Origin of the sequence: uncultured Streptococcus sp. (assembly GCF_963456385.1) — a bacterium.
In the GTDB taxonomy this organism is placed as follows: Bacteria; Bacillota; Bacilli; order Lactobacillales; family Streptococcaceae; genus Streptococcus.
In genome coordinates this window covers 40,857-63,910 of record NZ_CAUOLF010000012.1, presented here as the reverse complement: position 1 = coordinate 63,910, position 23,054 = coordinate 40,857, and the positions used below count along the sequence as shown (strand labels likewise).

Genomic DNA, 23,054 nt, shown 5'->3' with positions numbered 1-23,054 from the left:
TGTGTAAGGGCTTTAGAGACTTATGATATAATGAAGCCATAAAAGTTTGAGAAGTCTCTTAATCTTTTCAAGCTGATTTTCATAAAAAGAATAGGAAATAAGTATGCACTCGATTCTTGCCTTATATATCACCCTGATGCCGGTCATTCTGGCTGGAGTTCTGAATATGATATTTTGCAGGTCTTCACTGCTAGAGGCGGCTTATCGACCAATGGATGCTGGGCTGATTTTAAAGGATGGGAAGAGGCTTTTTGGGGCTAACAAGACCTGGAAAGGTTTCTTTGGCATGATTGTCTGGGGAGCTTTGGCGCAGATCTTTTGGGGATTGCTCTTAAAGGGTATTCCCACTCTAGAGACGCTGCACTTGGTCTATGCTTTCTACGAAAATACCGTCCTGTTTAATCTGGTGCTTGGAGCTCTTTTGGGGCTGGCCTATGTTTTGTTTGAGCTGCCCAATAGCTTTATCAAGCGCCGTTTGGAAATCAAAGAGGGCAAGACGGCGGAAAATGGCTGGAAATGGACCTTTATCTGGATAGACCAGATTGATTCCTTGATTGGCTGTACCATTTTCTTGCTTTTCTATATCCCTCTGTCTTGGCAGCAGATGCTGGGCATTCTAATCCTAGGGGCGGGTACGCATCTGGGAGTCAATCGTCTGCTCTACTGGGCTAAGCTTAGAAAAAATCGTATGTGAGATGGGAGTTTTTGATGAAAGAACTATGGCTGGAAAAAGAGCCTTCGGTCGCCTATGGCGGTAAAATAAATCAGTTAATCAACCTCTGTCAGCTGGGGCTTCCGGTTCCTAGGGCTCTGATTTTGCCTGCGGACCAAGTAATGACTTGGCTAAGAGCAGCTCTGCCAGAATACTCAAAACAGGGAATTAAAGAATTAATCGAACTGGGCAAGGAGGAAATTGCCGAGCGTTTGCAGCAATATCCCTTGGAGTCAGCTTGGTTACAGGAGTTAGCATCCTTTTGCCAGGAAAATCAAGCTTATATCGTTCGCAGCAGTGCCCTCTTAGAAGACGGACAGGCCATGTCATTTGCTGGTCAGTATGACTCGATTGGTGACTGTCGGACATTGTCAGAAATTGAGCAGGGCATTCGTTCCTGTCTGCTTTCCCTCTTTAATCCAGAAGCCTTGGCTTACTGGCAGCGTCAGGGTCTTGCTGAGAAGGATTTTGCCATGGCGGTGCTGATTCAGGAGCAGATAGAGCCAGACTTTAGCGGCGTCTGCTTTTCCCTAGATGTGGCGACTAATCAGGACCAGACCATGCTGCTTGAGTATGTGAAAGGCTCGGCTGAGAGCTTGGTTAGCGGTCAAGTTAATCCTGAGCAACTGAATATTCCTTGGTACAAGCCGGACTGGAGCCAGTTTGAAAAAGTTGAAATGCCTCTGGCAGTCTTGCAGAAACTGCATGAACAGGTTTTGCAGATTGTGGCGTATTTTGGTCGGCCGATGGATATTGAGTGGTGTGCCGTACAAGAGCAAGTCTATGTGCTGCAGGCTCGACCCATCACGACAGTACCAACTAAAATTGACAGTGGCCGCTGGACGACGGCTAATTTTCGGGATGGAGGCGTGGCGGCTCAGCCCTGTCCCAACCTGATGTGGAGCCTTTACCGCCATTCTTGGCAAAAGGCACTCTCCAGCTTTTTGCTGGCAATTGGACTAGAGCCTGAAGGTGTTATGCCGCCGCTGATGCGCTTGCATTATGCCCGCCCCTTCTGGAACTTAGGCGTGGTCAAGCAAGGTATGGAGCAGATTCCAGGCTATATTGGACGAGACTTTGATGATGAGCTGGGAGTTAATAAAGACTACCAAGGTCAAGGTTTTACCAGCAAATTAAGTCCAACCTTGCTCTTGAATTTCCTGCGGGTAGCTTTAAAAACACAAAAAGTAACTAAGACTTTTCTGCATCAGGCGCCAGACAAGCTGCAAGAGCTGCGTCAGCAATTTACCCGCCTGAATCAAGAAATCCAAGAACTGAACGACCAAAGCCCGATCCAGCAAGTCGAGAGTCTTTGGCAGTTAGTGCTAAATCAGGCTTATTTAGACAGTGAGGGAACGTATTTTTGGCAGGCCTACATTAATACGGTCCAGCTGTCTATGAAAAAGACCAGTCTGCTCAAATGGCTGACTGTGGATGAATTTTTCCAACTAATAGCTAAGTTAGGAAATGTTTCTCATACCAAGCCTTTGGCTCGGATGCTGGAAGCTGCGGATCTTATTTTGACAGACGAGAAACTGACAGACGATTGGTTGAAGCTATCAGTGGAAGAGTTACAGGAACTGGCTGCACAATATCCTGAGCGAGCAGATTTCATCAAGATTCAGGATTTTCAAAGGAATTTTGGCTATCACTCGGCTCGGGAGCTGGACTTACGAGTAGCGAGTTATGAAGAAGATGCTCATCAGGTTCTGACAGCGGTCCAACAGTTAGTTGCTGATTCAGCGTATTACCAAGCAGCCAAAGCTTCGCTCAGTCCTGTCTCAGTATCTGAGCTGGATTTGGGTCATCTATCTCGAGCCAAGCAGAAAAAGATTGAAAAAATTAGTCAAGACCTGCGGAACTTGCTCTGGTGGCGGGAGGAGTTCAAGGATATTTCCACGCGCTATTACCACCTCATTCGTCAGATTAGCCTCAAACTCGGCCGAGCCTATGAAAAGCAAGGCTTTCTGAAAAATAAACAAGATATTTTTTACATTAAGAAAGAAAGTCTGACCGCCTTTATGAAAGGGCAAAAGACTGCTGACCAGCTTCAAGAAGAAGCGGCTGATAATCAGCATTATTGCCAGGCCTATCGGAATTTTGAGCCAGTGGGGGATTTGTCTGACAAAGAGATGAGCTTGGAAGAGGTGGCCCGTGACAGTCGGACATTGCTGACGGGAATGCCAGCCAGCAGTGGCCAGGTGACCGGTCGGGTTCGAGTTCTCTTGGAATTGGCGGATATTGAGACGATTGAGCCGGGAGAAATTCTTGTCACTCGCTATACAGATACGGGTTGGAGTTATGTTTTCGGTATTCTGGGCGGTCTTGTGACAGAGTATGGCGGGGTTCTCTGCCATGCCTCCATTGTCGCTCGGGAATGCGGGATTCCAGCTCTGGTCTGCGCCAAAAATGCAACTCAGCTGCTAGAAACTGGCATGCTGGTTACTTTAGATGGAAGAAGAGGAGAAATAAGAATTCATGAAGAAGAATGAACCTTTGTTTATTGGTGAATACGACAAATCTGTTATCCTGACCTATATGGGCGCTACTTTTGCACTGTTGGCAGTCTATGCCATCATTCAGTCCCAGCTGCGGCTGGCCATGATGGCCTTTATCGTTAGCGGTATCTGCGACCTTTTTGATGGTTTGGTGGCGCGACGGATGAAGCGGACTGAAAGTCAGAAGCGTTTCGGTATTGAGATTGATTCCCTCTGCGACATGATTAGCTTTGCGGCTCTTCCAGCTGTGCTTCTCATGACTCAGCTGCCCTTGGGAGCGGCCAATATCGTCTTGGCTGTCCTCTATGTCTTGGCTGCGGTTACGCGCTTGGCGCATTTTAATCGCTTGGCCAAGCATGATGAAGGATCTGGCTATTATTTTATCGGCTTGCCCGTGACCTACAGCGCCCTATTTTTCCCTCTGACCTATCTGGTCTGTCAATGGCTGGCGCCTGGTCTCTTTGCTTGGGTGTGGCTGGGTTTGTCTCTTTTGCTGCCCTTCCTATTTGTCTACAACTGCCGTATTCCCAAGCCAAATAAGCTGGCCTATCTGGTCTTTGCGATTCTAGCTGTTGCAAGTCTGATTGGTCTGGGGGTTCTGCCCCATGGTTAAGGTCTATCAGAGAAAGGCTGGCCAAGTACTGGAACCGATAGAATATAAAGCGGGTCTGTTAGACAAGCTTTATGGTACTGCTTGGGGTTGCTTCTTATTGCCTATCTTGACTCGACCTAGCCTGTCTTATCTTCTGACTTTGATAGACTACACTCCTTTTTCTCGCAAGAAAATAGCAGCTTTTGTGGAAAATTATCAGCTGAATTTGACTGACTATGAAGATGGTCCCTATTCTAGCTTTGCGGCTTTTTTCCAGCGGAAAATCAAGCCTGGTCTGCGTCCGGTCTGTCCTGATAGTCAAGTACTGGCTGTGGCGGATGCCAAGCTAGAGACTTTTACCATCAGTCAGAACTTACAGCTGACAATTAAGGGGCAGACATACAGGCTAGCTGACTTACTACTGGATGAAGAATTGGCTCAGTCCTTTAGTGGCGGAACAGCGCTGATCTATCGCTTGGGAGTGGAAGACCTGCACCGCTATTTGGCTGCTGAATCTGGCAAAATTACCCAAAGACGAAAAATCAAGGGACGCCTGCATACGGTTAGACAGGTAGCCCAAAAGCGGCGCTTCATTTACAAGGAAAATAAAAGAGAGTACTGTCTTTTAGATACCGACCTAGGACCTGTCCTGCAGATGGAAGTAGGGGCTCTGCTGGTCGGAAGAATATACAATCACAGTCAGGACCATTTGGTTAGGGGAAAGGAGAAGGGTTGCTTTGGTCTGGGCGGCTCAACCATTCTTGTCCTCTATCCAGCAGGCACGATTCGCTTGGATCGGGATATCCTGACTTACTCAGACCTCGGAATAGAAACCCAGATTCAAATGGGTGAGAAGATTGGAGAGAAGTTATGTTTAAACGATTAGCTGTTTATTATAAGGAAATGTTTCCTTTGCTGCCGCGCTTTTTTGTGGCTGCCATCATGTTTTTTGAGATTTATTTTGTCCTCTTGCTCAATGACGGAGTGACTATTTTTCACTTTGACCATCAGGAGTTGATTGGGATCTTTACCATTTTCGTCTTTCTGATGATTCTGCGGATTGCAGATGATTTCAAGGACTATGAGACCGACAGACGCCTCTTTCCTCATCGGGCTCTGCCATCTGGCCGGGTGAAAAAGAAGGACTTGGCTATTGCCCTCAGCTTTATCGTAGCTGTGTCTGTTATTCTCAATATCCTCTTTATGAACAATATCGGCTGGTTCCTCTTCCTCTATATCTACGGAACTCTCATGTCCTTCTGGTTCTTCAAGCGTGACAAGATTCAAAATTCTCTGCCACTGGCTCTAGTGACCCATAATCCGGTCATGATGATTTTGAATCTCTATACCATTTCTTTTGTCTGCTACAAGTACAATCTGCCCCTCTTGTCCCTGCCGACCGTCTTGCTGGCCTTTACCATGTATTTCCCAAGTCTGATCTGGGAAGTCTGCCGCAAGATTCGGGCGCCAAAAGACGAGACAGAGTATGTGACCTATTCTATGCTTTTTGGCTACAAAAAAGCCACTCGCTTTATCGAGGTGGTGACTCTGCTGGATATCTTGACCAATTTCGCTCTCCTCTGGAATATTTCCCATGTCGGAGTGGTGGTCTTGGTGCTGAATGTGATCGGGATGACCGTCCAGTTTGAGCAGTTTATCAAGGATCCGACTCGCTTTAATATCCGGGAACGGGTGGAGCGCTATACTTATATCACGGAGACAACCATGGTTCTGTCCGTTGCTGTTTATCTCTTGATGGGGGTACTTTGATGAAAAGAATCAAGCAGACAGGGCTTGACCAGGTCGGAGGCAAGGCCTATCATTTGCTGAAAATGCAGGCTGCTGGTTTGCCGGTTCCTGACTTTGCAGTGTTTGCTTTTGACTTTTTTCAAGAATCTGCCAGCTCTGCTGACTTAGAGCGTACGGAAGAAGCTTATCGGTCTGGAGAATTGGACTTGTCCCAGCTCAGTCAGCAACTGCAGGATTGGGCTAAAGAGCAGTTTGCGCAAGAAGATCTGACAGCGACAGAAAGCTGGATTCATCAGGAGTTTTCTCAGAAAGACTGTCGCTTTGCAGTCCGCTCATCAGCAACCATTGAGGATGGGAAGGCTTCATCCTTTGCCGGTCAGTTTGAGAGCCAGCTCAATGTGAAGCCAGAAGGACTTAAAGAAGCTATTCAAGCGACCTTGCTCTCTCTTTATCAGGAGTCAGCTCTTGGTTATCTATTTGAGCAAGGACTATCCTTGAAGCAAGCGCAGATGATTTGCCTTGTGCAGGTCATGCAGGAGGGAGACTTGTCTGGGATTTACTTCACAGCTAATCCCAAGGGCATTCTGAACGAGCATATCATTGTTATCGGTCGGGGCTTGGGCAACAAGGTTGTCGAGGATAAGATTCCTACAACAATGGTGACGCTTCATCCCAAGGATCAGCTCTTTTATACAGAGCAGACGAAGGACTCACCAGGCGTATCACAGGAAAAACTCGAGGACTTACAAGCCTTGGCTAGTCAGGTAAGTCAGCTTTTCGGACCCTTTATGGATGTGGAGTTTACTTTTGCCAATGGCCAGCTATATCTCTTGCAGGCACGACCTATTACCACCTTGCCTGAGGGACAGCGGATTATTCTGGATAACAGCAACATTGTCGAGAGCTATCCAGGCGTTTCCAGTCCTCTGACTATTAGCTTTATCCAAGAGGCCTATGCCAGCATTTTCCGAAGTCTGGCTCAACGCTTGGTTGGCAAGGATGCCCCTGAGTTGGCTGCCTATGAAGCTACTTTTCAAAATATGCTGCAGCCGGTCAACAGCCGGGTTTATTACCAGATTCAGAGCTGGTATCAGTTGCTGCAGCTTTTGCCTTTTTCAAAGAAAATCATTCCTATCTGGCAGGATATGCTGGGAGTGAGAGAGACAGAAGTGCCTCAGATGCCAGTGCACCTATCTGCTTTCAAACGCCTGCAAATCATGCTCCGAATCATCCGAGAGTTTTGGACGGCACCCAAGCAAATGCGGAAATTGGAAGAGCAGTTCGCCCAGATTCAGCACGAATATGAAGCGAGCTTTTCTCCCGACGCAGATGCGGAGACCTTGATTGGCTTGGTCAGCAAGCTGAAAGAGGATATTCTGGCTCACTGGGACATTACGCTGGTCAATGACCTCTATGCTTTTGTATATACTGGACTCCTGAAGAAGTCGCGTCGCGGCGGAGCTGTTCAAGCTGAAATTGCAGGAATTGAGCAGATTGAAAGTATGCGGCCGGCCTTGGCTCTGCAGGCTTTAACAGCTCAGCTGAAAGCAGAAGAAAATGCAGAGATTAGACAGGCCATGGCAAGTGAAAGTCCAGCTGTCTTTCTAAATCGCCAGCATCCTTTGGTTCAAGAAATAGTCCATTTTATCCATGAATTTGGTGATCGGGCTCCGGAAGAGTTGAAGTTAGAAACTCCCACCTTTCGAACGCACCCAGAGCGTCTGCTCAAGCTCCTGCTGCAAATTTGCCAGCAAGAGGAGAAGAAGTTGGCCCCTCAGAAACTTGAAGAAGATGTTCAAAAATCAGGCTGGTGGACGAATTTTCTCCGCAAGCGAGCCATGACTGGTGTTAAATATCGGGAAAGCTCTCGTTTAAACCGCACACGAATTTATGGCATGATGCGACAGATTTTCCGAACGCTTGGGCAGCAATTAGCCGAGCAAGGGCTTCTGGCTACAGCAGACGATGTTTTTTACCTCACAAAGGAAGAATTATTTGAGTTGACCAGAAAGCCCAGAGATGTCAGCGGTTTGATAGCCGAGCGTCGAGAGAAGTTGGAGGCTGATAAAGAACTGCCAACCTTTAGTCGCTATGTTTTTGCAGGAGATGTCTTTGAGAAATACCTGAAACCGCAAAACCACACCAGCAGTCATAATACGGGCAATCAAGCCTTACAAGGGATTGGCTGCTCACCTGGCTGCGTTAAGGCTCAGGTTTTGGTCGTGGAAGATGTGCAGGAGATTGAGTCTGCTCAGTACCGGATTATTGTGACAAAGATGACCGATCCGGGCTGGGTTTATCTTCTGACCCAAGCCAAGGGTGTCATTGCCGAGCAGGGGTCTTTGCTCTCGCACACGGCCATTATTTCCCGCGAGTTAGGTATTCCTTCCATTGTCAATGTCAGAGGTGCTTGCAGCCAGCTGCAAAATGGCGACTGGATTGAGATGGATGGCCTTACTGGCAAGATTCGACTAATCAAGGAGGAAGACCATGCTGGAAATTAAACCAGTCAAACCCAATACTGCAGAGCTGGCCGATTTTCTAGCCCTTCCCAAGCAGATTTACCAGCCAGACCACCTCATGCAGTCGGAAGAGGAAGAACTAGCTTTGATTGAAGGCAGTCACCCGCTGAGTTCTGACTTAGAAACCTATGCTTTTATTGGCTATGTGGACAGTCGGCCTTGTATTCGAGGACTTCTGACCTTCTATCCAGATGATGAGGCTGCTTACTTGGGATTTTTCGAGTCAATCAATGACCAGCAGATTGCATCTGCTTTTATTGAGCATTTAGCAGGTTTTGCTCGCAGTCTCGGAGCGATTAAGATAATTGGTCCCGTACAGGCAAGTTTTTGGCTGGGCTATCGAATGCAGCTGACTGGAACAGAGGAGCTCCCTTTTACTGGAGAACCTCATAATCCGGCCTATTATCCTGAGCTGTGGCAGGCTGCTGGTTTTGAGCTCAAGGAGCGCTATCTGTCCAATTTTTATCCCAAGGTCAGCAATCAAATTCATCAGGACAAGCTAGCTCATCGCTTTGAGTCTTTTGAAGAAGCAGGTTTTACCATTTGTTCTCCAAAGAAGAAGGAGTGGGATCAAGCTTCGCTGCAGGTTTTTGAGCTACTCAATCGCCTCTATCAAGATTTTCCGATTTATCGGTCTATTTCCAGTCAACAGTTCAGTCAGATTTTTCAGAAATACCAGTATATTCTTGATTTTTCTATGGTTAAGCTGGCTTATAAGGAGGATAAGCTTGCTGGTTTTCTGATTGCCATGCCGGACTACGGTTCTCTGGTTTATCAAAAACTGACTCCTCTCAACCTAGCTAAACTTTTTTGGATCAAGCGTTTTCCAAAACGTTATATGATTATGTATCTGGGAGTAGATGATGAATTCTTGGGATTAGGCTCTGCCTTGGCCTACCCGATTTTTAAAGAAGCGCAGAAGCGTCAAGCCTCAGCTATTGGAGCCTTGATTCATCAAAAAACAGTCACGCGCCACTATGCGGCAGAACTGCAAGGAGACAAGCATGAGTATGGTCTCTTTGAATTTGATTTGAACTCCTGACTAACAAAATAAATCATATTTAAAAAAACAAATTTTCTAACCGAAGATTTGTTTTTAATTTTTTAGGTAAAAATGAACACTATTTTCAGGTTGTTCAAAAATCAAAAGATTTCAGTCTTCAAAGATATATTTTTAAGCAAAAGCATTGAATTTTTGTAGGAAATTCTGTAAAATTTTAAGAGATTATTATATGAAGAAAAGGGAATTATTATGGAAAAAAGAATCACTGGTGATACGCTCCAGCGCTATTCTTTTAGAAAGTTATCAGTAGGATTGGTTTCCGCCACTATCGGAAGCTTCTTTTTGAGTACCGCAATAGGGGGAAATATAAGCACGGTTGAGGCTGCAGAAGTCTCAGCCGGCAAAACCGTTCCAGTCCAGTATCACTACGTAGTAGAGTCTGAGCTGACTGAAGCTGAGAAGAATGCAGTTGTTAAGGAGCTTCCAAAGTTTGTGGAAGAAAACTCTGATGCTTATTATCTGGTTTACCGTCCTAAGACCCAGGGGCTTTCGGCAAAAAGTTTGCCAAAGACGGGCTACTCAAGTCTGTGGGAAGCAACTTTTGCAGCTGCTGGACTGACTTTAGCAGTCTTAGTAATTGCACGAGGTAGAAATGGTAAGCGATACCTGTCTTCTATTTTGCTGGTGACGGGTCTAGGATCTATTCTCCTAGCTCCTTCTGTATTTGCAGTGACCAATATTGAATTAGCCGCCTACAATCAAAGGCTGAATTTGACAGTGGGAGATAAGCTGCCGGAGCCTTTAGAGATTGCTGGTTTCGAATATGTTGGCTATCTGAAAAGCGGTGAACAGGGCAAGGAGAACGCAGCAGGAAGTCATCAGCTTCCTACGGCACAAAAGGACTTGTCAGCTGTTGAAGTCGATCAGCAGGCGGGCAAATCTGCTAGTCTTTCTGGGAACCCGAGTGCTGCCAACAAGCCAGCATCTACTGAAACAGACAAACTAACCGAGCAAGAAAAAGAAATTATTGCTGCCAAAGAGCGCGAATTTGCTCGGCTTTCTCCAGTCACTGAAGTACCAGAACTGGAATTCAAGAGCCAAGAAAGCAGCCAGACTCAAGTCCTGCCTTATCAAACAGAATACCAATATTCAAATGAACTCGCAGAGGGGCAATCACAGGTTATTCGTGCAGGTGTCGCTGGAACACGCACTGTTGTCACTCGCAATTATATAGCAGGTAAAGAAATTGTAAAAAGCGAAGTGATTTCAGACCAGGTAACTGCAGAGCCGGTTTCGGAAATTGTGTTGGTTGGAACTGCTGCAGTAAAATCTGTTCCAAAAGAAGCGCCAGTTCAAGAAGTCCCAGAGTTTACCAGCTATGGCACTGCACCAGATACTGCGCCTGTGAATGAAGTTCCCGAATTGACGGCTTATGGAACGACGCCCGATACTGCACCGGTTCAAGAAGTGCCTGAGCTAACGACTTATGGCACTGCACCAGATACCGCACCTGTAAATGAAGTCCCAGAATTGACGACTTATGGCACAACGGCCGATACTGCACCGGTTCAAGAAATGCCTGAGCTAACGACTTATGGCACTGCACCAGATACCGCACCTGTAAATGAAGTCCCAGAATTGACGACTTATGGCACAACGGCCGATACTGCACCGGTTCAAGAAATGCCTGAGCTAACGACTTATGGCACTGCACCGGATAGCGCACCTGTAAATGAAGTACCCGAATTGACGACCTATGGAACGACGCCCGATACAGCGCCAGTTCAAGAAGTTCCGGAACTAACAACTTATGGTACCGCACCAGATGAAGCACCCGTGCATCAAGCCCCAGAATTAGAGCTGACTGCGACGGATGAAACAAGAAGAGAAAAGATAGATTTTTCTGTCGAAGAACAGTATACTGATGAGATTCCAGAAGGCAGTCGCCAAGTTGTCACACCGGGTGTACAGGGTGAGCGGGCTATTACTACTCGTATCTATACCTCGAATGGCCAAGAGATTGACCGCCAAGTTTTATCGGATGAAGAAATTCTTGCAGCAGTCACTCAGATTATTAAAGTTGGAACAAGTAAGTCAAGTCTGATTCCGGCTGACGCGCCAAAGGTTGAAGAACTCCCAGAATACCCGCTAACTTACACGGACGAAACTAGAGTTGAAAAAATCAACTTCACAATTCGTGAAGAAGAGACTGACGAGCTAGTCCAAGGCGCCCGTCAAATAGCGATTCCAGGAGTTGAGGGCGAGCGAACCATCAAGACCCGTGTTTATAGTTCCAATGGTCAGGAAATTGATCGTCAAGAACTATCTAATGAAGAGACTCTAGCTCCTGTAACGCAAATTGTTAAAATTGGTACAGCTAAACCAAACATGATACCGAGTGATGAACCAAAAGCAGACGCTTTGCCAGAGTATCCATTAATATACACGGATGAAACGCGCGTAGAGAAAATCAACTATACTATTCGTGAAGAAGAGACTGACGAGCTAGTCCAAGGTACTCGCCAAATTGCGACTCCAGGTGTGCAAGGTGAGCGAACCATCAAGACCCGTGTCTACAGTTCCAACGGTCAAGAGGTTGAACGTCAAGAGCTGTCAAATGAGGAAACTCTAGCGCCAGTAACGCAAGTTGTCAAAGTAGGCACGGCTAAGCCACATTTGGTACCAAACGATGCACCGAAAGCAGACGCTTTGCCAGAATATCTGCTAACTTACACAGATGAAACGCGTGTTGAGAAAATTGCCTTCAATATTGAAGAACAATACACTGATGAATTGCCACAGGACGCCCGTCAAATCGCGACCCCAGGTGTTGAGGGTGAACGTACCATTAAGACCCGTATTTACAGCTCTAATGGTCAAGAAATTGACCGCCAAGAGTTGTCCAATGAGGAAACTCTAGCTCCAGTGACGCAAGTCATCAAAGTTGGTACTGCTAAGCCAAATAGGGTACCAAATGATGCACCAAAAGCAGACGCTTTGCCAGAGTACCAGTTGACTTATGCCGATGAAACTCGCGTAGAGAAAATCGCCTTCAATATTGAAGAACAATACACAGATGAGTTACCACAGGATGCCCGCCAAATCACAACTCCGGGAGTCCAAGGTGAACGAACTATCAAGACCCGTGTTTACAGTTCTAATGGCCAAGTGGTCGACCGTCAAGAGCTGTCCAACGAGGAAACTCTAGCGCCAGTAACACAAGTTGTCAAAGTCGGAACGGCTAAGCCAACCATGGTTCCGAACGATGCGCCAAAAGCAGACGCTTTGCCAGAATATCTGCTAACTTACACAGATGAAACGCGTGTTGAGAAAATTGCCTTCAATATTGAAGAACAATACACTGATGAATTGCCACAGGACGCCCGTCAAATCGCGACTCCGGGAGTTCAAGGTGAGAGAACAATCAAGACTCGCGTCTATAGTTCCAACGGTCAAGAAATTGACCGCCAAGAGTTGTCCAATGAGGAAACTCTAGCTCCGGTAACGCAAGTTGTCAAAGTTGGTACAGCTAAGCCACATATGGTTCCAAGTGAGGCTCCGAAAGAAGCAGCTTTGCCAGAGTATCCACTGACCTACATGGACGAAACCCGCGTAGAGAAAATCAACTTCACGATTCGTGAAGAAGAGACCGACGAGTTAGTTCGAGATGCTCGTCAAATCGCGACTCCGGGAGTTCAAGGTGAGAGAACAATCAAGACTCGCGTCTATAGTTCCAACGGTCAAGAAATTGACCGCCAAGAGTTGTCCAATGAGGAAACTCTAGCTCCGGTAACGCAAGTTGTCAAAGTTGGTACAGCTAAGCCACATATGGTTCCAAGTGAGGCTCCGAAAGAAGCAGCTTTGCCAGAGTATCCACTGACCTACATGGACGAAACCCGCGTAGAGAAAATCAACTTCACGATTCGTGAAGAAGAGACCGACGAGTTAGTTCGAGATGCTCGTCAAATCGCGACTCCGGGAGTTCAAGGTGAGAGAACAATCAAGACTCGCGTCTATAGTTCCAACGGTCAAGAAATTGACCGCCAAGAGTTGTCCAATGAGGAAACTCTAGCTCCAGTAACGCAAGTTATCAAAGTCGGAACTGCTAAGCCAACCATGGTTCCAAACGATGCACCAAAAGCAGACGCTCTTCCAGAGTACCCGCTGACTTATACGGATGAAACTCGCGTAGAGAAAATCAACTTTACCATTCGTGAAGAAGAGACGGATGAACTTGTACGAGACGCCCGTCAAATCGCAACCCCAGGTGTGCAAGGTGAGCGAACAATCAAGACTCGCATCTACAGTTCCAACGGTCAAGAAGTTGACCGTCAGGAGCTGTCTAACGAAGAAACTCTAGCTCCAGTTACTCAAGTTATCAAAATTGGCACGGCTAAGCCAGCCATGGTTCCAAACGATGCACCGAAAGCAGACACTCTTCCAGAGTACCCGTTGACTTACACGGACGAAACTCGAGTTGAGAAGATTAACTTCACCATTCGTGAAGAAGAAACGGACGAATTGGTTCGTGATGCCCGTCAAATAGCGACTCCGGGAGTTCAAGGTGAGCGAACTATCAAGACCCGTGTCTACAGTTCCAACGGTCAAGAAGTTGACCGACAAGAGTTTTCCAATGAGGAGACTCTAGCTCCAGTAACGCAAGTTGTCAAAGTCGGAACGGCTAAGCCGCATATGGTACCGAACGATGCACCAAAAGCAGCAGCCTTAGAAGAATTCGATTTAATTCCACTACATAATCTATTAGCGGAAGCGGATCAGATTAAAGCTCAGGCACGTTATTTCAATGATAGCCAGGAGCATCAGGCTAGCTATGATAACGCTTTGGTATCTGGTCAAGCGATTCTGAGCCAATCCCAAGCCAGCCAAGCAGAAGTCAACCAGCTTGTTAAACAAATCAATCAAGCCAAGGCACAGTTAAGCGGACTTGAGGTTGTCAAAACGGCTCTTCAAAATGAATACGATTTAAATCCAACAGTTAAAACAAATGCTAAATATAAGAATGCAGATTCAGATAAGCAGACAGCCTATACTGACGAATTAGCCAAGGCAGAAGGAGTTCTGAACAATCAAACTGCCACACAAGTGCAGGTTAACCAAGCATTTGCTAGCCTGACAGCAGCCAAAGAAGCTCTAAATGGAGTGCCTAAAGTCAAGCCGACAGTTTCTATTCTAAGTCTGACAGAAAATCTTGATGATAAGTCGGTTACAGTCCAATATAGACTGGAAGACCAGACCCAGTCCTTCCGTTCAGCGACTGCAGAATTGTACCAGGGAGATCAGCTTGTCCGCACTCTTCCGATTACCAATTTCGCAGGAAGTCTGAAGATTGGCGACTTAGACTACTACACAGGTTATACGCTAAAAACCAAGCTGACTTATGAACTGGATAATGGCAGCTTCACAGACCTTGAAACCGACAGCCGCAATTTTGAATTGGAATACAAGAAGATTGCCTTCCGAGATATTGATTCGGTCGAGTTTTACAGAAAAGAAAACGACCAGTTTAAGCGCGTCGTGTCCATGAGCTCTATGCCTACGGATCTGTCTACCTACTTTGTCAAAGTTAAATCAAGTGAATCTAAGGAAATGCTCCTACCGGTTCACAGCATAGCGGAAAGTCATAAGGATGGCAGGGATGTCTATAAGGTGACAGTCTCTCTGCCTGAGCTGGTACAAGAAGGTGAGACAGGCTATAAGTCTGGCTATGACTTCTATATCAGTAAGGCAGTCCCTAGCCAGCAAAATGTCTACACTAGCTTTGCTGGTTTGGTAGACGCTATGAAGCAAAATATGGCTGGCAACTATGTTCTGGGAGCTGATTTGGATGCTAGCGAAGTTAGTCTGGCACCTGCGGACTATGTCTACCTCAAAGGGAACTTCACAGGCAGTCTGACAGGTAACCATAATGGCAAGCAGTACGCGATTTATAATCTAGCCAAGCCTTTATTTGAAAACCTCAAGAGTGGTTCCTCTATTTCTAATCTGGACTTGAAAGAAGTCAATATTGTCGGTACTTACGACTCAGCTGCCCTAACTCGCAATGCAGAAAATGCTCGAATCACAGATGTTTCAGTCCAAGGTAGAGTAGAAGTAAAAGAAAATGCTTCACAGGTAGCAGGTTTGGTCGTTATTGCTAACAATACGCAAATTACCAATAGCTCCTTTACTGGAACTATCGTGTCTAATGATAAACAGGGTAAGGAATACAATGTCGGTGGTTTGGTTGCCAATCTTAAGGGAGGAAACTCCTTGATTAGCCAGAGCAGGGCAGATGTGACCATTCTAGCAGGCGCTAGAGCCAACAACCAACGCTTTGGCGGTTTAGTCGGCCGTTTAGAAAACAATGCCCGCATCAGCCGTTCTTATGTAGCTGGAAAGATTCAAAACTCTACTAAGAACGGTCAGATTGGTGGTGTGGTTGGTTCCAATTACTTCAATGGCTTGATTGATAATGTCATCAGCAACATCAGCGGTACAAATGTTTACAGTATTTCTGGTGATCAGGGATATGAAAACAACCGTATCACAGAAGCTTATGCCGTTGAAGGAAATAAGACACTGGAAAATGACAAGTTTGTCACATCAACACTGACCCTGAACGAGGCAGAAGAGAAGCTAGCTAGTTTAGACATTACGACCACGCTGGAAGACACGAATCTCAACCTTTATTCTGTCAACTATGCTCTGGAAAAGAATGCTCGAGAAGACCGTCTGATAGCTTATGCTAACATGGAAAAACTCCTTCCATTCTACAATAAGGAGACCATCGTTGCCTATGGAAATAAACTTCCAGATAATCACAAGCTCAATACAGAGTACTTGCTGGACGTTGTTCCGATGAAAGGCGACCAGATTATCACTGATATCAATAGCAACAAGACTGGGATTAACCGTCTGATGCTGCACTTTGAGGATAATACGGTTGACTACCTGGATCTGACCTATAAGGGAGATTTCAAATATAAGGCAATTGCAGAGTACAGCGTAAATGGCTTAGACCTCCTTTATACACCAGAAGCCTTCCTATCAGACTACAGCAGGGTTCTCAATCAAGTGCTGCCAGAGTTGAACAAGGTTGTCCTTGACTCCCCCGCTATGCGAACTGTTTTAGGCGTGAATGCTGACACTTCTCTGGATGATCTCTATCTGGATACAGCCTTTGACCAAGTCAAGACCAAGCTGTCAGAAGAGTTGCGCAAAGTTCTGGCTATGGACAAGTCCATCAATACTGAAGGCGATGTCGTGGCTGACTATGTAGCTCAGAAGATTACAGCCAATAAGGAAGCCTTCCTACTGGGTCTAACCTATCTCAACCGTTGGTATAATATCAACTATGACAATATCAATGTTAAGGATTTGTCGGCCTATAAGTTTGACTTCTTTGGAAATCATAATGCTTCAACCTTAGATACCATTATTTCACTTGGTAAGTCAGGCATGAACAATCTTAAAGCTAAGAACAACTATATGGCTTATGATGCCTCGCTTTCTGAAGCGACTGGTAAGCGTGGACTCTTTAACTATCTAGAAGGTTATCGTCAGCTCTTCCTTCCGGACAAGAGCAACAATGAATGGCTCAAGACCAATACAAAAGCCTACATCGTTGAGGCTAAGTCAGATATAGCAGAAGCTAGACAGCTTCAGGATGCAGCCGAGGACAAGAACAAGTATTCTGTCGGCGTTTACGACAAGATTACTGCTGATAACTGGGAACACAAGGGCATGCTCTTGCCACTCTTGACCATGACTGAGAAAGGTGTCTATGCTATTTCCAATATGTCTACCATCTCCATGGGGGCTTATGATCGCTATCGTCTTGATGCCAATGGCAGGGTTCGGACAGATGCAGAGCTAGCTGAATTTGTCGAAGACCGAGTGAGAAAAACAGCTGAATACCAGCGCGATCACTATGACTTCTGGTATAAGATTCTAAGCGATGAAAGCAAGGACAAGCTCTTCCGTTCTGTTCTGGTTTACGATGGATTCTCATTGGTTGACAAGAATGGTCAAAAATATTGGGCTCCAGCTAATGACAAAAAATCACTGGCTATGCAGGAATTCTTTGGACCAGCCGGCAAGTGGTATCCTAGCAAGGGCTATAATGCCTATGCTACAGGAAGTGTAACCCACTTTGATGCAGCTAAATTGTTAGAAGACTATGGTAACTCTGTCTACACGCATGAAATGACCCATAATTCTGACGGTGGCATTTACTTTGAGGGCAATGGCCGCCGCGAAGGTCTGGGAGCTGAGCTTTATGCTCGCGGACTCCTGCAGTCCACTCCAAGTGCGGATGAGGCAACCATTACGCTCAATACCCTCTTCAAGGTGGACAAGGATTCTAAGACGCGCCTGCACACTTATAACTTCAAGGACCGCGTTCAAAATGCAGAAGACCTGCAGCACTATGTCCATGGTATGTTTGACATGATCTACACCCTAGATTACCTAGAAGGTACCTCTATGCTGAAGCAGAGCGATGATGCTAAGCTCCAGTGGTTCAGAAAGATGGAGAATTACTACGTTACAGATAAGTATGGTAAGGAAACCCATGCTGGAAACCAGACACGAAGCTTTACTGCTGAGGAAATCAAGCAGCTGAAAACCTTTAACTCCCTGATTGAAAATGATGTCATCACTCGTCGGGAGAACAAGGACAGTGGTAGATATGGACGAAATGGCTACCTCAGCCTCAGTCTCTTCTCACCAATCTACTCAGCTTTGAGCAATCCGAATGGAGCGCCGGGTGACGTCATGTTCCGCCGGACGGCCTATGAGTTGCTGGCAGCCAAGGGTTACCATGAAGGATTTATCCCTTATGTTTCTGGTAAGTACTCTCAGGAAGCCTTCGATGAAGGCAAGAAAACGTGGGACGGATGGTCTGGAAGAGATGTCGGTCTCGTGACAGACCAGAAAGTCTTGGAAAATGTATTTAAGGGTGAATATGACTCCTGGGTAGCCTTTAAGAAAGCTATGTATAAGGAGCGGATTGATAAGCTGACCAAGCTCAAGCCAATCACCATCGAGTACGAACTCAGAAATCCAAACAGTACTAAGAAAGTAACCATTCGCTCTTATGCAGACATGCAAAGGCTGATGGACGCAGCAGTAGCAGAGGATGTGAGCAACATTGCCAATGCTACCAGCCGTGTTGATGCCAGCTGGGTCAACCTGCTCAAGAAGAAGATTTACAATGCTTATCTTCGTGAGACAGATGACTTCAGACAGTCAATCTTTAATAAGTAAGCAATAAGTTGTTTTCCGTATATGTTTAAAAATACCTAGACTGTAAAAAGTCTAGGTATTTTTTCTGCTATTTATTTCTAATAAAACAATAATAATCCATCCGAGTTTGATTAAAAAAATAATTTGTAACTTTTTTGTAACGAAAGTAGACAAAGAATAGAAAAATGCTAATAAAAATTATAGTTCACAAAGAGTCAATTATAATATTTTATGTTATAATTGATATGTATATGTCATATTTGCTTATCATATACAAATACATTCATTTTTAGTTTGGTAATAAATCTTGATTTAGAATCGACTGAAAATGAGGGGGTAGACAAGTGATGGTGTGCCTGCCAGCATTTGTCTAAAATAAAATATAAAAAGAAGGAGGACCGCATTCAAGGTGAAACAAACTTATCATAAAGTGTCTCATGCTCTGATGACTTTGCTGCTTTTGGTATCAACCTTTATTCCCTTGTTAAGCTCAAGTCCTAGGGTTTCTGCTGCAGAGTTAGGTGATGGCGACTATCAACTAACTACAAACGTCACTATTAATACTAATCCTTTAAAGGATACTGGCTACGGTGAAGGTAAATTTTACATTGCACCGACCTATAAATTTGCAGATAGCAAAGTATTAAATAATGGTGATACCATGGTTTATCGTGTTCCATCACAGTTCAAAATTGAGCGAACTTTGGAGGAAAACATAAGCGCACCGGATGGCACTGTTGTTGCTAAGTTGGTGACAGATCCTGTTACAAATACAGCAACCATTACTGTCACAAATGCTGAGTATTTTGCGAAAATGCCAGATACCAAGCTTATTCAATCTTCTTTCACAGTGGTTTGGGCTGATAATATGCCTTATGACCAAGAGCAAGAAGTTAATTTCCCAGGTGCTAGAACCTATAGACTGAAGCGTATCAAGGTTGATGAAGAACCTCAAGGGTATTCCAAGTGGGGTGTTCAGGATTCTAAGGATCCTAACTATGTCAACTGGCGTATCCGTGTCAATCGCGATGTCCAAAATCTTGGTCAAGTTGTCATTGAGGACGCCATTCCAGAAGACCAAGAATTGGATGAAGATACAGGGATTACAGGTTACTACTTTACTGAGTGGGAAGGTGCTTCTGGCACACGTAAATCCTTTAACCCGAGCGATGTCGTTTCAATTACAGACTCCAATCATTTCACAGTTAATGCTGGGGATTTGAGTGGAAGAGGTATTTATGTTATCTACCGGACCCGTTTGACTGAGCCAGTAGATAAGGTAACCAAAAAAGCCTTTAACGATGTAACTGTTACATCTAATGGGCAAAAGTTGCCTGATTTGTTAGCACGTCCATTCGCGCCTTTGACAACTCTTGATGGTGTTGGCGAAGGTACCCGTTCTGATGAAGTTATCTTTAAAGTCAAAAAGGAATTGACTGGCCGCAATTTGGCAGATGGTGAATTTACTTTTGATTTGATTAATAAGGATGACAACGATAAAGTTGTCCAAACGGTGACCAATAAAGCGGGTGCCGTAACCTTTAAGAAACTTCGTTTCAAAAAAGAAGGAACCTTTAACTACGTCATTCGTGAACGCGCAAGCAATCTGCCAGGTGTGACAAATGATGCCAATTCAGACATCAATGTTACTGTTACTGTAACAGACAACAACGGTGTTAAGACAGCAACTGTTGCCTATGACCGTGAGACTTTCACCAATACCTACAAGTTAGAGCCAGCAACTGCAGCGATTACCGCTAAGAAAGTTCTGGAAGGTAAAGCACTTGAAGCTGAAAAGTATACTTTCAAACTGACTGAGGTTGGCGGAAATAACTTAGAACTTCAAGCAACAAATGACGCCAATGGTAATATCAAGTTTCCTGAAATCAACTATGATAAAGAAGGGACTTATACCTACAAGCTGAAAGAAGTAGCTGGAAGTGAAGCTGGAGTGACTTACGACAGTACAGAACATACTGTGACTGTCACAGTGACTGAAAACAATGGCAAATTGGAAGCTACCGTCGAAGGAAATAATCCAGTATTCACAAACACTTATAAAGACTATGGTGTTAGCTATGAGTTTCTCAGCAGCAATCCAGCCTTTCCAAATCTGCCAAAAGAAGTAACTGATTTGCTTCCAGCAGATGCTAATCGCTACACTAGTGGTACTAATGTAGACGCTAAGCAGCCTGCTAAGACAAGTGTTACAGTTACTGAAGGCACATGGACTTTCGAAGGCTATGCGGAAACGAATAGCCAGACTGTTGCAGATAAAGACCTTAAATTTACTGGTAAATGGAATTTCACTCCAGCACCAAAATATAAGGCAACTTATGAATTTGTAAGCGCAGATCCGAACCGTAGCTTGCCAGCAGAAGTCACAGCATTGTTACCAAATGATGCCACTGAATATGCAGACGGTGCTACTGTTCAATCGGTTCAGCCAGCTAAGAAAACTGTTGAAGCAAGTGATGGTACTTGGAAATTCCTCAAATATGACGCAGATAGTAAAACTATTGCAGGCGCAGATGTCAAATTTACAGGCACATGGACATTTGAAGCTAGACGTCCACAAGGACCAGGTACACCACCACCTTCTTCAGGTTCGACACCACCACCGTCATCATCTGGTGATAAACCAGGCGGTTCGACAAATGGAACCCCAGGTAATTCGACAGATAAAGATGGAAAAGATGTTACTGGATCAGCAACTGGCAAAAAAGTTTTGCCGAAAACTGGCAGCGAAACATCTATCTTTGCGATAGCAGCAGGATTTGCTCTGATTCTTTTATCAGCTCTTGTCTATCGTTTCAAAAAAAGCTAATTAATATTAGCCAAATGAATCATCTCAGCTAGCTGAGATGATTTTTTCTTGTCTTTGTCATCATCTATCCTTGATAATGTACTGACGGTTAAATTTATAAACTCTAAAGCAAGCAGTCATTCAAATGGATGTTTTTACGGTGGCTAATATTTGCTAAACTTGATTTTACAGTCAATAAATACTTGAAAATAAAAGTGAATTCTTGTTTTATAAAGAAGATTTGTTACAATAAAATAAGAAAAAGTTTCTTTGTTTAAAGGGAGATGTTGATGAAAAATAGGAAGTTTAGGGTGATTCCTTTTTTGCCCCTAGTTTTGTATCTACTGGTGTATCTGTACGGTTATTCGGGAATTGAGCCAGAGCCGGAGGTTGCTTATGGTTATCTTTACCTTTTTCTTTTATTAGTTCCTGTTGTCATTGCTTATTTTGTACTTGCTGTTATGAATTTTGCAACACTGATGGGGGAAGTTACTTATTTATTCAAAGGACAGCTGCTAGGGCATCTCTATCGGCTTTACTTTTCTATTTTTTTCTTTTCGATTTTGTTTTGCGGTCTTAATTATTATCAGTTGATAGCTCCATATGGCCCTCAGATGAAAATTAGTGCTGGAGAAGCTTATAATCCCCTAGCACCTTATGCCATTCCTCTCTTGCTTTTTCTCTTAGGTTTTCTGGGTAATCTCTTCTTTTGGGAGTTGCAAAAGATTGAAGTCCAGGAGGAGAAAGAGTAGTAGTACAGCGCTAGCAATTGAGGTGTTATAATTTCTCAAAATCATTAAAAGCCTGCTGAAAATCTATTTTCTCAGGCTTTCTTTGTGCTATAATAAAGAAAAACGATAAGGAGACATTCATGAATCAAACTGTTCAATATTTACAAGAATTAACAGCTATTCCTTCCCCAACGGGTTTTACGGCTGAGGTGGCAGACTATTTGGTACAAACGCTGGAGGGATTGGGCTATGAGCCTGTCCGGACCAATAAAGGCGGCGTTCATCTTGTGGTTAAGGGTGAAAATGATGCCCAGCATCGGGTAGTGACTGCCCATGTGGATACACTGGGGGCTATTGTGCGTGCAATCAAGCCAGACGGTCGTCTTAAACTGGATCGGATTGGCGGTTTCCCTTGGAACATGATTGAAGGAGAAAACTGTCTAGTCCATGTGGCAAGTAGCGGTAAGACTATCAGTGGGACTATTTTGGTTCACCAGACATCTTGCCATGTCTATAAGGATGCTGGAACGGTTGAGCGAACTCAGGACAATATGGAAGTCCGTTTGGATGAAAAGGTAACGAGTGAGAAAGAAACGCGGGATTTAGGAATCGAAGTCGGAGATTTTATTTCTTTCGATCCGCGTACCACAGTTACCAAGTCAGGCTTTATCAAGTCCCGCTTTCTGGATGACAAGGTCAGCGCAGCTATTTTGCTCAATCTTTTGCGCGTTTATAAAGAGGAAAATATTCAGCTACCGGTAACGACTCATTTTGCTTTTAGTGTCTTTGAAGAGGTTGGTCATGGGGCTAATTCCAGCCTGCCGGTGCAAGCGGTAGAGTATTTGGCGGTTGATATGGGGGCTATGGGTGACGACCAGCAGACCGATGAGTATACAGTTTCCATCTGTGTCAAGGATGCATCAGGACCTTATCACTATGGCTTCCGCCAGCATTTGGTAAATTTGGCCAAGGAGCAGGACATTCCTTACAAACTGGACATCTATCCCTTTTACGGATCAGACGCCTCTGCAGCCATGAGTGCAGGAGCAGAAGTCAAGCATGCTCTGCTAGGGGCAGGTATCGAATCTAGCCACTCTTATGAGCGTACCCATATTGATTCAGTCGTCGCAACAGAGCGTATGGTGGATGCATATCTTAGAAACGGATTAGTCGGACAGAGAGTCTAATAATGTCT

Annotated in this window: 11 protein-coding genes; all 11 read left to right on the top strand. The window is 44.9% G+C overall.

From position 1 onward, the window contains the following. Window positions 1-103 precede the first annotated feature (103 nt). Window positions 104-694 (top strand): CDP-archaeol synthase, encoded by a 591-nt coding sequence (locus RP262_RS06465; RefSeq protein WP_311154621.1) that lies wholly within the window; start codon window positions 104-106, stop codon window positions 692-694. 14 nt (window positions 695-708) lie between these two features. Next, window positions 709-3,204, top strand: a complete 2,496-nt coding sequence (locus RP262_RS06460; RefSeq protein ID WP_311154620.1) for a PEP/pyruvate-binding domain-containing protein — start codon at window positions 709-711, stop codon at window positions 3,202-3,204. Further along, window positions 3,191-3,823, top strand: a complete 633-nt coding sequence (locus RP262_RS06455) for a CDP-alcohol phosphatidyltransferase family protein (RefSeq protein WP_311154619.1) — start codon at window positions 3,191-3,193, stop codon at window positions 3,821-3,823. The genes RP262_RS06460 and RP262_RS06455 overlap by 14 nt, the downstream gene beginning before the upstream one ends. Further along, on the top strand, window positions 3,816-4,688 hold the full coding sequence (locus RP262_RS06450) for a phosphatidylserine decarboxylase (RefSeq protein ID WP_311154618.1): 873 nt from the start codon (window positions 3,816-3,818) through the stop codon (window positions 4,686-4,688). Before RP262_RS06455 ends, RP262_RS06450 begins: the two co-directional genes overlap by 8 nt. Then, window positions 4,673-5,572 carry a UbiA family prenyltransferase gene (locus RP262_RS06445; protein WP_311154617.1) on the top strand — a complete coding sequence of 300 codons (900 nt, stop codon included), beginning with the start codon at window positions 4,673-4,675 and terminating at the stop codon, window positions 5,570-5,572. The genes RP262_RS06450 and RP262_RS06445 overlap by 16 nt, the downstream gene beginning before the upstream one ends. Further along, a complete protein-coding gene (locus RP262_RS06440) occupies window positions 5,572-8,055 on the top strand; it encodes a phosphoenolpyruvate synthase (RefSeq protein ID WP_311154616.1) in 2,484 nt (827 codons plus the stop codon). The genes RP262_RS06445 and RP262_RS06440 overlap by 1 nt, the downstream gene beginning before the upstream one ends. Beyond that, window positions 8,042-9,115 (top strand): hypothetical protein, encoded by a 1,074-nt coding sequence (locus RP262_RS06435; protein ID WP_311154615.1) that lies wholly within the window; start codon window positions 8,042-8,044, stop codon window positions 9,113-9,115. Before RP262_RS06440 ends, RP262_RS06435 begins: the two co-directional genes overlap by 14 nt. A 210-nt stretch (window positions 9,116-9,325) precedes the next feature. Next, a complete protein-coding gene (locus tag RP262_RS06430; protein WP_311154614.1) occupies window positions 9,326-18,343 on the top strand; it encodes an SIALI-17 repeat-containing surface protein in 9,018 nt (3,005 codons plus the stop codon). Between the two features lie 388 nt (window positions 18,344-18,731). Beyond that, window positions 18,732-21,149 carry an SHIRT domain-containing protein gene (locus RP262_RS06425; RefSeq protein ID WP_311154613.1) on the top strand — a complete coding sequence of 806 codons (2,418 nt, stop codon included), beginning with the start codon at window positions 18,732-18,734 and terminating at the stop codon, window positions 21,147-21,149. A 263-nt stretch (window positions 21,150-21,412) separates the two neighbouring features. Further along, window positions 21,413-21,880 carry an ABC transporter permease gene (locus tag RP262_RS06420; RefSeq protein WP_311154612.1) on the top strand — a complete coding sequence of 156 codons (468 nt, stop codon included), beginning with the start codon at window positions 21,413-21,415 and terminating at the stop codon, window positions 21,878-21,880. A gap of 119 nt (window positions 21,881-21,999) precedes the next feature. Continuing rightward, window positions 22,000-23,046: a M42 family metallopeptidase gene (locus RP262_RS06415; protein WP_311154611.1), complete on the top strand. Its 1,047-nt coding sequence runs from the start codon at window positions 22,000-22,002 to the stop codon at window positions 23,044-23,046. Window positions 23,047-23,054 lie beyond the last annotated feature (8 nt).